This is a genomic window from Lutimonas sp. (assembly GCF_051011215.1).
In the GTDB taxonomy this organism is placed as follows: domain Bacteria; phylum Bacteroidota; class Bacteroidia; order Flavobacteriales; family Flavobacteriaceae; genus Lutimonas.
On record NZ_JBPCUJ010000135.1, the window covers coordinates 1 to 12,612 of the forward strand.

Genomic DNA, 12,612 nt, shown 5'->3' on the forward strand with positions numbered 1-12,612 from the left:
AGGCTATACACCCGCAAGGATATACTATGGATGTAAAAGCACTTGATGAAAAAGGCGAAATTTTTGATGTAAAGGCCATTCAAAATTCGAATCAAAGAAGTATGCTTGACATTAAGGCCTTTATCGGTGATGCCTTGCAACTCCCTGTTAAGATAATTCTCACCAATGATTCAAAATCGATGGTCAAAGCTATTGGAGAAGATGGTAAATTATATGATGTGAAGGCCTTAACAAAGAATGGAGATCTTTTGAATGTGGTTGGTAGTGGAAAATCAGGAAACATTATTCATATCAAAGCAGTGGACAAGGACGGTACATTGATTGGTGTAAAAGCGATTTCTCCTGAAGGAGAATTAAATGCGGTCAAAGGAGTGAAAATGGTTGAAGAAGATTTAGAGATGGAAATTAATGGAGTCAGGATTTATGCCCATATCAAGGCCTTACCACAATAAAGAAGCCTGAAACTTTGGAGTTATCAAAAAAAATCAGGACAATTGTCCTGATTTTTTAGGCTGTCTTTTTTTTAACAGAATGAAGCATATTTATTATTATTTTTACCCTTCAAAAAAATAGTGATCCAGGGATCAAAGAACATTTAGAAACAAATTAAATTATTTACTCTATGGAAAATGACCAGCTTAGGTATGAAAATATGACATATAGCCGATGTGGAAAAAGTGGCTTATTGTTACCAAAAATTTCTCTTGGACTTTGGCACAATTTTGCAGGAGTTGATATTTATGAAAATTCAAAAGAAATGATTTTGAGAGCCTTTGATCTTGGAATTACACATTTTGATCTGGCAAATAACTATGGTCCGCCTCCAGGTTCTGCCGAAGAAACTTTCGGAAAGGTTTTAAAAGATGAATTAGCTTCTTATCGGGATCAAATGATCATCACTTCAAAGGCAGGTTACGGCATGTGGCCAGGCCCCTATGGCGAATGGGGATCTAGAAAATACCTTATTTCAAGTTGTGATCAAAGTTTGAAAAGAATGGGGCTGGAATATGTAGATATTTTTTACAGCCATAGACCAGATCCGGACACTCCTTTGGAAGAGACGATGATGGCATTAGACCAATTAGTCAGATCAGGTAAGGCCTTATATGTTGGAATTTCTAATTATGGGCCTGAAGAATCCCAACAGGCATTTGATATATTAAAATCTTTGGGCACTCCTTGTCTGGTTCATCAACCTTCCTACAGTATGTTTAACAGATGGGTAGAGGATGGTCTCTTGGATGTCTTGGAAGCGAATGGTGTGGGATCGGTTGTGTTTAGTCCGCTGTTCCAGGGATTATTAACAGATAAGTACCTAAAGGGTATTCCTGAAGGATCTCGAGCGGCTAAATCTCATGGCTTTTTACAAAGTGATCAAATAACTGATGAAAAAATACAAAAAGTAAAAGCGCTCAACGAGATTGCCGAAGAGAGAGGGCAAAAAATGGCTCAATTGGCCTTATGCTGGGTGTTGAGAGATCCCAGGGTGACCAGTGTCATCATCGGTGCAAGTAAGGTCTCACAAATAGAGGATGCTGTTGGCATACTTGATAATCTGGATTTTTCAGATAATGAATTAGAAAGAATTGAGACTATTTTAAAGAGTTAAAAAAGAGAATTTCGATAGATTTTACTTCGGCCAGGAGGCATCTGAAAATAGAAGCAAATGGACCTCAAACGAAAAGGTTTGATCTCAAGATGAAATAAAAACGATCATTCTATTTTTTTCGAATCCCTAAAAAGCGCGGAACTTTTTTCTGGTATTCTGAATAGAGAGGGTATTTCTCCGCACTTATTTCCTCCGAAAAATTGGAGCTGCCTTGAAACAAAACAACCAATAGTAAACAACCGGCTATAGACCAATTTAACCATTGGTTGGAAGCGCTGATGCTGAATAAATAAAAGCTGATCCAGATCGCTTGTTCCGCGAAATAATTAGGATGTCTCGAAAAGGCCCAAAGACCTTTGTCCAGAAATCCTTTTTTAAAATCACCTTCGAGTTTTTCTTTGTTGTTGATTTTTTTCCATTTGAGACTTTGGAATTTCCAATGTTGATTATCTGCTATGGTTTCGTAAATGATAAAAAACAGCATGAGAACCCCGATCAAGAGGTCTATGTATGTAAAAGCAACTTCATTGAACTGCAGTGCAATAATGATGGGCAAGGTAAATAACAGGATTAATATTTGCTGATAGCCACAGATAAAAAACAAATTAAACAAGGTCCATTTCCATTTGCCTTGAAATTCGGGTTTAGCGCGTAAAACAGCCCAACGATAGTCTTCTTTTCCCTCCCAAAAACGAATGGTGAATGCCCCGTGTCGTGAAAAGTTATAGGTAAGACGCAACCCCCATAAACTGACCAAAATGGCCATTATTACCAATCGTAAAGAAAAATCGCCAAAGTAGGCAACTACCCATGCATAAACGATTGGAAGCAGGCTCCATAATTTATCTACCTGACTGTTGTTTCCGGTTAATTCACCTATCACAAAACAATAAATAATGGCACCAAGACAAATTTTCGAAATCAAGATCAATGCCGTGGTAGAAACCTCGTTGAGTGGAGTGCCAAAATAGAAAGAAAAGATGGGTACGATAATCAGGGTGATAATTAATAAGATTGCAGTTCTTACGATATTCATATTCAAAAATTTTAAAACGAATATAAGATTTAAATTTTTTTCTATCTCAATTCCTGTGAATTATTGAAAACATCACAAAAGGATGACTGCTTTAACTACAGAAAGTTGTTTTGATTATTTTTTTATATTTTTAAACGAAAGAAATACTTAAATAAAATAGTATGAATATTTGTTTTTTGATGTATCCCTGGGAAGAGATCGTTCCAGAACACGATTCGTCCCTTGCACTGATAAAGGAATGTGTTAAACGAGGACATGGTGTGGCTTTGTGCAGCCCTTCCAACTTAACGATTAGAAACAGTGTTACAAACGCATTTTGCACCGTAATTGGTCGCATGGAAAAAGTGCCTAGCAGTGCCAAGTCTTTCTACAATAAGGCGAATCTTCGTGTTGAGATGTTGCCACTGGCGGGCTTTGATGTAATCTTTTTTAGAGCTAATCCACCATTGGATCCTATTATGCTTAATTTTTTGGATTCAGTGAAAGATGATGTTTTTATCATGAATTCTCTGGAAGGTATGCGTGAAGCCAATAACAAATTATATACGGCAGCCTTTGGAGATGCGCATAGCAACATTATTCCAAATACACATGTATCAAAAAACAAACAATATTTAATTGATCAGATAAAAGAGTCTGAATCGGATAAAATGATTTTAAAACCTTTAAATGGTTTTGGTGGTTCCGGGGTTATTCTTATTGAAAAGTCGGCTATGAACAATATCAACTCTTTGCTGGATTTTTATATCAACAGCGGAGGAAACTCTAATTATGTGATTCTTCAGGATTATATAGAAGGAGCGGAGCAGGGTGATGTGCGAATACTGATGTTGAACGGGGTGGCTGTTGGCGCTATGAAGCGGGTGCCAGGTCAGGGTGATCACCGATCAAATGTGTCTGCAGGAGGATCTGTGCAAAAACACAGCATGTCTAAAATAGAGAAGGCCTTATGCAAACAAATAGGTCCGAAATTAGTAAGTGATGGTCTTTACTTTGTTGGTATCGATGTGATTGGTGGTAAACTTGTGGAAGTGAATGTGATGTCTCCGGGAGGAATTACCTATATCAATAAAGTGTATAAAGCCAAGACCAAGGTAGAAGAAAAAGTAATCGATTTCCTTGAGAGTAAAGTACTTGATAAATTGCAAGCTTTTGATAGAAGGTCAAGACTGAGAAAAACAGTGCAGGACGCCTAATTTTAAGTCTATGTTGCAGAAATTGTCTATTGAACAAATTATCAAAAATATAAATGCCGGAATCACCTTTGACGCGGTTGCTGATGATTATTCGTTCACACTTAAAATTGACAGGTATGCCCATTATGTCTGTGCAGCGGTTCATGACGGTCACCAATTCAGACAAGAATTATGGGATAACTGTCTTCATTCGGCCTATGAAAGATGGTATGAGGATGATCCCGCAACCAAGGAAATGGTAGCCGATCAGCCCATTGTAATTGCTGGTATAGATTCCAGGTTTGAATATGATTTGAACAGGGCTCCTGAATTAGCGATTTACGAAGATGCCTGGGGTAAAGAATTATGGAAAAAACCTTTGTCCGATGAAATGAAGAATAAAAGCCTGGCAAAACATACCGCTTTTTACAAGGTGGTATTTGCACTTATTCATAAATTGGAATCCATACATGAAAAATGTATTGTATACGATATGCACAGCTATAACTGGAAGCGATGGCCGAGAGAGGTGCCTACCTGGAACCTTGGAACGACAAATATTGATCAGAAAAGATTTGAAAAGGACATAGAGGCCTGGCGTCAAAGTTTATCTGAAATTAAATTACCGGATGGGATCAAATCGACAGCAGCAGTTAATGATACTTTTTATGGCAATGGATATTTTTTAAAATTCATCAGTTCAAGTTTTGAAAATACCTTAGTTTTGGCAACTGAAATAGCAAAGGTCTATTGTGATGAAAATAAACAGGTTTTGTTTCCGGAAGTGATAGCCTGCATCAAGCAGGAATTGCAGAACAGAATCCCTAAACATGCAGGTAGTTTTTCCAAGGCCAGCTAAAATGAATTGAGAATGAAAAGACAGAATGATGTGGCAACCCAGGCCCTGATTGATATTGACAAGAATATTGATGCCCTGGTAAAGCAAATTGAATTGCTCAGCTTTGTGAACCCAACAAATATTGAAGAGGAAAAAAAGAAGTTTTTTGCTTCAAAATATTTAACGGATCCCGTGTTTCAATATCCTGAAATTAATTTTGATCGTTTTGACCTTCACAGAGAACTTTTCGCTCAGCCTATTGAATTAATTGAAGATGCTGATGTTAAAAAACTCTATGAAGATATCATCTACACCTATTCAGGTTTGATTCAATGTATTGAGACGATTGGAGATGGCAGGAAGTTCTATTATAACTGTCTTCATTGTTTTGGTACTCCTACCGAAAAAGATGTAGAAAATGCGAAGTTCATTTTGCATTTTGAGGATGAGGATGTGAACGAGGAAAGGTTTCTTCCTAAGTATGCGTCCAAAGAAACTGAAATTTTTTTCAAGGATTTCTCAAAAGATTATGACTTTAATTACAATATTATTCATTCAAAAAAGATATCTGCTTCAGCCATGGTTCTTAATAATATCCAAACCCTGGTATTGAATGAAAATCATCTGTTTTCTCAACATGAGTTAAACGTTTTAAACAATCATGAAATTGGGGTTCATATGGTCACCACCATGAATGGTTTGCTGCATCCCTTGAAGATATTCTCTCACGGTTTCCCAAACTATGAAGAGACCCAGGAAGGGTTGGCCGTTTTTGCTGAGTACATGAGCAATAATTTAACAGTCACCAGGCTAAAGGAACTGGCCTATCGGGTTATTGCTGTTGATAGTCTAGCCAAGGGATATAATTTCTCTAAAACCTTCAGATTGCTTCACAATCAGTTTGATCTGAATAGGGACAGTGCTTTTTACATTACCCTGAGAGTGCACAGAGGGGGAGGATTTACCAAAGACTATTTGTATCTCACCGGTTTAAAAAAGATCTATGACTTTTATAACAAAGGAAATGACCTGTCTCCCTTATTGTCAGGAAAAGTGACCCTGGAATATTTAGATGAAATCAAGGAGCTGATGCAAAAAGGTTTTGCAGTGGATTCCAAACATTACACCGGAGCTTATCTTAAAAATGACAACAGCAATGAAACCGTTGACTTTATTTTAGAGAATTTAAAATAAGGTTTAAAAAGATGAAGTATTTCTTTAGGAGGTACTGTTTTTTGGTTATTTTTAGGTGTATAATTGATGTATATGCCTGGTTGCCATTTGTGTCGTTTCATGTTTTTTGCCTTTTTGTTTACGTCAACAAGCCTGTTGTCGCAGGAAATGAAAACCACCATCTTTCAAATTGTGGGTGCAGAGGATGGGAACCCTGTCGTATTTGCAACAGTAATACTAAGCAATGCGAATCTTGGCGTAATTTCTGATGAAAACGGGAATTTTAGAGTTCCGGCAAAATATTTGACTGAGGACGAATCTTTAAAAATTTCTTCTATAGGATATCAGACCGAAGAATTTAAGGTAGATTTAATTTTGTCAAGGAATCAATTTATCCTGAAATTAAATCAGAAAGCAGAACCATTGGATGAAGTGGTTTTGAAGGCAAAAGCAAAGGAGAAACAATATGGCGCGAGAAAACTTGTAAAACTTGCTATCAAAAATATCACAGACAATTATCCCTTGGAACCCTTTGCATATATTTCTTATTACCGTGATTATCAAAAGGTTGTAGACGCCAGGGAAATGCCAAAGAATCACTCTTTGAGAACGGCAGATTATGTTAACCTGAATGAAGGAATTGTAAAAATTTTTGATGCTGGTTTTGATACAAATAAATTTTATGATTCAAAAAATCAGGCGGCACTTATCCAGTATGATGTAAATAAAGACTTTCTTATTGACAGTCTGTTAGCGGTACCTTATGACAATGTGAAAGTTAAATATTTGAAAGGCGTCGTTGTATCGCCTTTAGGAGGTAATGAATTAAACTTGTTATACATTGGAAATTGCATACGAAATAATAATTATAATTCATTTTCTTTTGTAGATGTCATGAACAAGGATTTTGTCCAACACCATTCTTTCTGGATTGATAAGATTGTCTATTTAGATGAAGAACCACTTTATAAAATTGATTTCCTTTCGAGTATCATGAGTATGAATCCATATTATAAAGGAAGCGGCAGTATCTATATTGGAAAAAATGATTTTGGAATTCATAAGTTAAGTTATACGAATAAGGATGTGAAAAAGAATGCTGTTTTGTATGAAGTGAACGTAGAATATAAGAAGTATGAGGATAGATACTTTTTAAATTACCTTACGTTTAATAATTATTTTAATATTCGATATGGTGATGTTTTCAAAGTAGAAAGTATTCTTTATCACTATGATTCCAGCTCTTTTCATGTTTTTTTTAATCATGATATTGATCCAGAATCCATAGATGTTTCGGGTAATACCATTGCTTTTTATTACAGGCAGAAAAAGTTGTCGATAAAGGAAATGTCTTTAATTGACCCAAAAACTTTAAGTGTAAAATTACTTCCTTTTAAAAAAGAAGTAACGAGAAATGATATAGAAAATGACATTTCTTACACCATTCATGAGGTCAGGGATAAATTTGGTATTCATATTAACGAGGGACCGGTAGTTACTTTAAAGCAATTCAGAGAAATATTTGTACAGGAGGTTTTTGAGCAAAAAGAAATGGATTCAACATTTTATTTTATAGATAAGAATAAAGTGCTTTCTGCATCAAAGACGAACGAGAACAAAGAGAGTCAAAAATATTGGGTGAATAGCCCATTAAAAGAAAGTAAGTAATTATCCTTATCTTTGTTAGACTATCAAAAATGAGTAAATTCAATATTTAAGGATTAAATATTGAATAGACTGCAATCCAAGCTAAATCATATTTTTTTAAACGATGTCATTCAAAGACTTCGTTTTATTTGAAATGGAATAAGTTGAATAAGGGCATAACAGCCGAAAGTCATTTAATGTATGAAGAGAAATAAAAGCAGCACTGGTTTTCAATTTGAATTGTTTAAAGAGGAGTCAAAAAGTCCATTTGATAAACTTTTTGACATTTTTAAGGAATTGATTACACATACTTCAGGTGATTTTGATGAAGCCATGGATTGGCTTGAACAATTGGATCAGGAATACCAATTGACAGATGATAACTATACCTTGGATGATTTTGTGGAAGATTTAAAAGCAAAAGGATATATCAAGGAGGATATAAAACCGGACGGTAGTTATGATAAAAAAATTACAGCAAAAACGGAAAGAGCCATCCGAAAAAATGCTTTGAATCAGATTTTTGGACAAATCAGAAAAAAAGGAGCCGGCACGCACAAAACGAAAAGCAGTGGGATGGGTGATGAACATACTGGTGATCTGAGAGAATTTCGATTTGGGGATTCATTAGAACATATCAACATCACAGAAAGCCTGAAGAACGCCCAGGTAAATCATGGCTTTGACAATTTTGAGTTAACTGAAAATGACCTTGTCGTTGAAGATACACATCACAAAGCGCAGATGAGTACTGTGCTGATGATTGATATTAGTCATAGTATGATTTTGTATGGTGAAGACAGAATTACGCCGGCTAAAAAAGTAGCCATGGCTCTGGCCGAATTGATCACAACAAGGTACGCCAAAGACACTTTGGATATTCTTGTCTTTGGAAACGATGCCTGGCCCATTAAATTGAAGGATTTACCCTATTTACAAGTTGGACCCTATCATACCAATACAGTAGCAGGGTTACAGTTGGCGTTAGATTTATTGAGAAGAAAGCGAAATACGAACAAACAGATTTTTATGATTACCGATGGAAAGCCTAGTTGTGTGAGAATGCAGGATGGCACCTATTATAAAAACAGTAACGGACTGGATGGATATATTGTCGATAAGTGCTATCAAATGGCATCTCAGGCGAGAAAATTGCATATACCTATAACCACTTTTATGATTGCCAAAGATCCTTATCTACAGACTTTTGTAGATGAATTTACCATGTCAAACAGGGGAAAAGCCTTTTATACAGGACTTGACGGTTTGGGAGAAATGATCTTTCACGATTATGAAAATAACAGAAAAAAAAGAATTAGATAATGAATAGTAGTATTAAAACCTTAGGTGAATTAAAAAGTAGCGGTTATAAAAGTCGCAGTATTAAAACAGAATTGAGGGAGAATTTGATAGCGAATATCAAAGAAGGAAAAAGTTCTTTTACCGGTATTCATGGATATGATGACACCGTGATTCCTCAGTTAGAGAGAGCCATTTTATCAGAACATAACATAAATTTACTAGGGCTGAGAGGACAGGCAAAAACCAGACTGGCTCGTTTAATGGTGCAGTTACTTGATGAGTATATTCCTGCAGTGAAAGGTTCGGAGATCAACGATGATCCTTTAGAACCCATCAGTAATTTTGCAAAGGAACAAATCGCCTCACTTGGTGATAAAACACCCATTACCTGGATTCATCGAGAGCAACGATTCTACGAGAAACTCGCGACTCCCGATGTTACTATTTCAGATCTTATTGGAGATATTGACCCGATTAAAGCGGCTAGTTTAAAACTTAGTTATGCGGATGAAAGAGTGATTCATTTTGGAATGATTCCCCGGGCTAACCGAAGTATTTTTGTAATTAATGAACTTCCGGATCTACAGTCAAGAATTCAAGTTGCCTTGTTTAACATATTGGAAGAAGGTGATATTCAGATTAGGGGCTTTCAAGTTAGAATGCCATTGGACCTACAATTTGTTTTTACAGCAAACCCAGAAGACTACACCAATAGAGGGAGTATTGTAACACCTTTAAAGGATAGGATAGGTTCTCAGATTCTGACACATTATCCTCATAGTATTGAGGTTGCAAAAACAATTACGGCGCAAGAAGCGAAACTTCAAAAGAACAGAACCTGTGACATTCATGTTCCTGAATTGGCGAGAGATCTAGTAGAGCAAATTGGTTTTGAAGCCAGAAACAGTGAGTATGTGGACAGTAAAAGTGGGATTAGTGCAAGAATGAGTATTACGGCTTATGAAAACCTATTGAGTACAGCTGAATACAGATGTTTGTCTTCAGGCTCAAAGCAAACGAACATCCGTTATTCAGATATTATTGGCATGATTCCTTCCATTATTGGAAAGGTCGAGCTCGTATATGAAGGAGAACAGGAAGGGGCAAATTTTGTGGCTGAGAAATTGATAGGCTCTGCTTCAAAGGCGCTGTTTGATACGTATTTCCCGAAAATTAAAAAATTAAAGCATGAAAATGATACGGATCCTTATGATCCTGTATTGCAATGGTTTTTCGAACAGAGCTCATTTGAGTTGTACGATGATAGCACTGAGGATGAATATGCATCATCTCTCAACGCTATAGAGGCTTTAAATTCATTACTGGACAAGTATATGCCTTCTATACTTCAAGAAGACAAACTGTTTGCCAAGGAGTTTATTCTTTGGGCTTTAGCAGAATACAATAAATTAAACAAAAAAAGAATCGTCAAAGGGTTTGAATTCAAGGATTCTTATGGTGCTTATCTTTCAAACTTGTAAAACTGTAAATTGAAAAGTGTCCTCGGGCACTTTTCTTTTTTCAGTCCATTTTCAATATTTTTGTAATATACATCAACTTAAAAAACCGACGTATTCTGTATGATAACATCAGTTATTCTTTTAGTCGTGGGATTTGGAATTCCTTTTGGGTACTTCTACCTCAGTAAAAACCCTCAGTTTGGAGGTAAACTTGAAAAAAAGGAGAAGAAGGAATTATCAAAATCTCCTCAATGGAAAAATGGGAAGTTTATAAATGCATCGAAAACGATCATGGAGATGAATCTATTGAGTCTGCCAGGATTCATTTCCGAAAGGGCCAAAGGAAAGGATACACGTGAGCCTAAAAATCCCATAGAAATAAAGAGAAGTCAGCTCAAAGCAGCTGTAAAAGGTGAGAAACCAAGTTTTATTTGGTTTGGTCATTCGGTGTTATTAATGCAAATGGAAGGGGTAACTATGCTCATCGACCCAATGTTCGGTGAAGATGCGTCTCCAATTGGGCCATGGAGAACAAAGCGCTTTTCTGAAAATAGTCTTCAATTAATAGAAGATTTGCCGCAACTGGATATTGTTTTACTCACTCATGACCATTATGACCACCTTGATTTTAAAAGTATTCGGCTTTTAAAATCAAAGGTGGATTTATTTTTAGTTCCATTAGGAGTCGCCAGGCATTTGATACGATGGGGTGTTGAGAAAAGCATGATTGTGGAATTAGACTGGTGGCAGGAAGTTCGCTATTTTAATATTGATTTTATTTTTACACCTTCGAGACATTTTTCTGGAAGAGGAGTTGCTGATCGGGCAAAATCGCTGTGGGGTGGATATGTACTGAGATCAGAAAATCACACGATGTATTGGAGTGGTGATAGCGGTTATGATACCCATTTCAAGGAAATAGGAGCGAAGCTCGGTCCCTTTGATTGGGGATTCATAGAATGTGGTCAATATAATCAACGATGGCATCAAATACATATGTATCCTGAAGAGGCGGTCAAAGCTGCCTTGGATGCCGGTGTGCAACAGGCAATTCCGGTTCACTGGGGAGCTTTTAGTCTCGCCCTTCATTCCTGGACGGATCCTATTGAAAGATTTGCTGCAGAGGCAAATAAACGGGGCCAGAAATTTATGAGCCCTGAGCCCGGAGAAATGGTTTCTTTAGGCGAAGAAAAATCAAGCGAATGGTGGAAGAAATATATGTGATTCTTTTGTTATGATTTGTGTTTTTATCGTACTAAAGTTCAAATCTTCCGGCTAAATGGCAATTCAAGATATACATACACATGAATTTAAAGGTATATTTTCTTTACAGGAAGTAGTTTTTGATAAAGCTTGTGTTGTACATGAATCAGAGCAAATTGAAGACTATTCTATTTTTTATATCAAGGAAGGGAAGGGAAGCTATCAAATTGATTTCAAAAGTTACTCATTTGATGGCAATGTTTTGTTTTTCCTGTCTCCTGGTCAGGTATTTTCAGTAGATACCGAAAAAATTAAAAAGGCATATAGAATTCGTTTTGTAAGAGATTTTTATTGCATACAAACTCATGACAAGGAAGTGTCTTGCAATGGGGTATTGTTCAACAATGTTTATGAAACTCCATTTGTACATCCGAACCTCAGTGAACTATCCAAACTAGACCATATTATTACTGAATTAAGCGAGGAGTTTAAATTAGGTGAAACCGCTCAATATGATATGCTGCAATCCTATTTAAAACAATTTATCGTTTTATCAGTGCGCATCAAAAAAGGCACTAAACCGGTGGTGGCTGAAAAAAGCACACCATTATTTAAGGATTTTAGTACCCTGGTTGATGTTCATTTTAAAAAACAACATGCAATTGGGTTTTATGCAGACAGGCTGGGGGTTTCTCCGAAGTCATTAAGCAAGCACTTTCTGCGTGTAGGATTGCTTAAACCCAGTGAATATCTTAAGAACAGAATTATTCTTGAGGCCAAAAGAAAGTTGCTATACGCGGATAGCTCCATTAAGAATATTGCATATGACCTTGGATTCAATGATCCTGCTTACTTCACAAGGTTCTTTACCAAGGCTTCCGGTCAATCTCCCAAAAAGTACAAGGCCAGTTTTTAACAACACCAATATTTTTTCTATTGTCACTCATAGGCTTTTACGGCATTTGAATGCATAAAATGAATGTTTGAAGAGCAGTAGAGATTTTCTCATGTCCAAGCAACAGGAACTTCTGTCCATTTCTATAGGCTTGATTGCGTCGCATCTTTGTAGTGTCATAAACAAGTAATTGTTAAAAGCAACATCATGTATAACAAACGCTTCCTATTTTTTGAAGCCTAAAAATTTAAATTATGAACATACACCTATCAGA

Annotated in this window: 11 protein-coding genes; 10 read left to right on the forward strand and 1 reads right to left on the reverse strand. The window is 36.3% G+C overall.

Features of this window, described 5'->3' with window-relative positions:
• Both ACR2MV_RS13170 and mgrA read left to right on the forward strand, forming a co-directional pair.
• Positions 1 to 452, forward strand: a 452-nt coding sequence (locus ACR2MV_RS13170; RefSeq protein ID WP_434022393.1) for a DUF7486 family protein, incomplete at its 5' end; no start/stop codon positions are given.
• Positions 453 to 622: 170 nt separating this feature from the next.
• The gene (mgrA, locus tag ACR2MV_RS13175) at positions 623 to 1,609 is read left to right on the forward strand and encodes an L-glyceraldehyde 3-phosphate reductase (RefSeq protein ID WP_434022394.1); all 987 of its coding nucleotides are present in this window, start codon (positions 623 to 625) and stop codon (positions 1,607 to 1,609) included.
• 109 nt (positions 1,610 to 1,718) lie between these two features.
• Here mgrA and ACR2MV_RS13180 read toward each other — a convergent pair whose 3' ends face one another.
• A complete protein-coding gene (locus ACR2MV_RS13180) occupies positions 1,719 to 2,645 on the reverse strand; it encodes a DUF1295 domain-containing protein (RefSeq protein ID WP_434022396.1) in 927 nt (308 codons plus the stop codon).
• Between the two features lie 161 nt (positions 2,646 to 2,806).
• On the opposite strand from ACR2MV_RS13180, the gene gshB reads away from it, so the two are divergent.
• From gshB to ACR2MV_RS13220, 8 genes are all read left to right on the forward strand, one after another.
• Positions 2,807 to 3,841: a glutathione synthase gene (gene gshB, locus ACR2MV_RS13185; protein WP_434022397.1), complete on the forward strand. Its 1,035-nt coding sequence runs from the start codon at positions 2,807 to 2,809 to the stop codon at positions 3,839 to 3,841.
• Positions 3,842 to 3,854: 13 nt separating this feature from the next.
• Positions 3,855 to 4,679 carry an N-formylglutamate amidohydrolase gene (locus ACR2MV_RS13190; RefSeq protein WP_434022407.1) on the forward strand — a complete coding sequence of 275 codons (825 nt, stop codon included), beginning with the start codon at positions 3,855 to 3,857 and terminating at the stop codon, positions 4,677 to 4,679.
• A 12-nt stretch (positions 4,680 to 4,691) separates the two neighbouring features.
• Positions 4,692 to 5,852: a flavohemoglobin expression-modulating QEGLA motif protein gene (locus tag ACR2MV_RS13195; protein WP_434022399.1), complete on the forward strand. Its 1,161-nt coding sequence runs from the start codon at positions 4,692 to 4,694 to the stop codon at positions 5,850 to 5,852.
• A gap of 147 nt (positions 5,853 to 5,999) precedes the next feature.
• On the forward strand, positions 6,000 to 7,499 hold the full coding sequence (locus tag ACR2MV_RS13200; RefSeq protein WP_434022401.1) for a carboxypeptidase-like regulatory domain-containing protein: 1,500 nt from the start codon (positions 6,000 to 6,002) through the stop codon (positions 7,497 to 7,499).
• Positions 7,500 to 7,679: 180 nt separating this feature from the next.
• Positions 7,680 to 8,801 carry a vWA domain-containing protein gene (locus tag ACR2MV_RS13205; RefSeq protein ID WP_434022402.1) on the forward strand — a complete coding sequence of 374 codons (1,122 nt, stop codon included), beginning with the start codon at positions 7,680 to 7,682 and terminating at the stop codon, positions 8,799 to 8,801.
• Positions 8,798 to 10,261 (forward strand): AAA family ATPase, encoded by a 1,464-nt coding sequence (locus ACR2MV_RS13210; protein ID WP_434022408.1) that lies wholly within the window; start codon positions 8,798 to 8,800, stop codon positions 10,259 to 10,261. Before ACR2MV_RS13205 ends, ACR2MV_RS13210 begins: the two co-directional genes overlap by 4 nt.
• Positions 10,262 to 10,360: 99 nt before the next feature.
• Complete coding sequence (locus ACR2MV_RS13215; RefSeq protein ID WP_434022404.1) at positions 10,361 to 11,464, forward strand: MBL fold metallo-hydrolase; 1,104 nt, start codon at positions 10,361 to 10,363, stop codon at positions 11,462 to 11,464.
• Positions 11,465 to 11,519: 55 nt separating this feature from the next.
• On the forward strand, positions 11,520 to 12,359 hold the full coding sequence (locus ACR2MV_RS13220) for a helix-turn-helix domain-containing protein (RefSeq protein WP_434022405.1): 840 nt from the start codon (positions 11,520 to 11,522) through the stop codon (positions 12,357 to 12,359).
• Positions 12,360 to 12,612 lie beyond the last annotated feature (253 nt).

Bases quoted from the DNA above. Each gene is read 5' to 3' on its own strand.
- mgrA (WP_434022394.1), top strand. From the start codon at position 623: ATGGAAAATGACCAGCTTAGGTATGAAAATATGACATATAGCCGATGT.
- ACR2MV_RS13180 (WP_434022396.1), bottom strand. From the start codon at position 2,645: ATGAATATCGTAAGAACTGCAATCTTATTAATTATCACCCTGATTATC.
- gshB (WP_434022397.1), top strand. From the start codon at position 2,807: ATGAATATTTGTTTTTTGATGTATCCCTGGGAAGAGATCGTTCCAGAA.
- ACR2MV_RS13195 (WP_434022399.1), top strand. From the start codon at position 4,692: ATGAAAAGACAGAATGATGTGGCAACCCAGGCCCTGATTGATATTGAC.
- ACR2MV_RS13200 (WP_434022401.1), top strand. From the start codon at position 6,000: ATGAAAACCACCATCTTTCAAATTGTGGGTGCAGAGGATGGGAACCCT.
- ACR2MV_RS13205 (WP_434022402.1), top strand. From the start codon at position 7,680: ATGAAGAGAAATAAAAGCAGCACTGGTTTTCAATTTGAATTGTTTAAA.
- ACR2MV_RS13215 (WP_434022404.1), top strand. From the start codon at position 10,361: ATGATAACATCAGTTATTCTTTTAGTCGTGGGATTTGGAATTCCTTTT.
- ACR2MV_RS13220 (WP_434022405.1), top strand. From the start codon at position 11,520: ATGGCAATTCAAGATATACATACACATGAATTTAAAGGTATATTTTCT.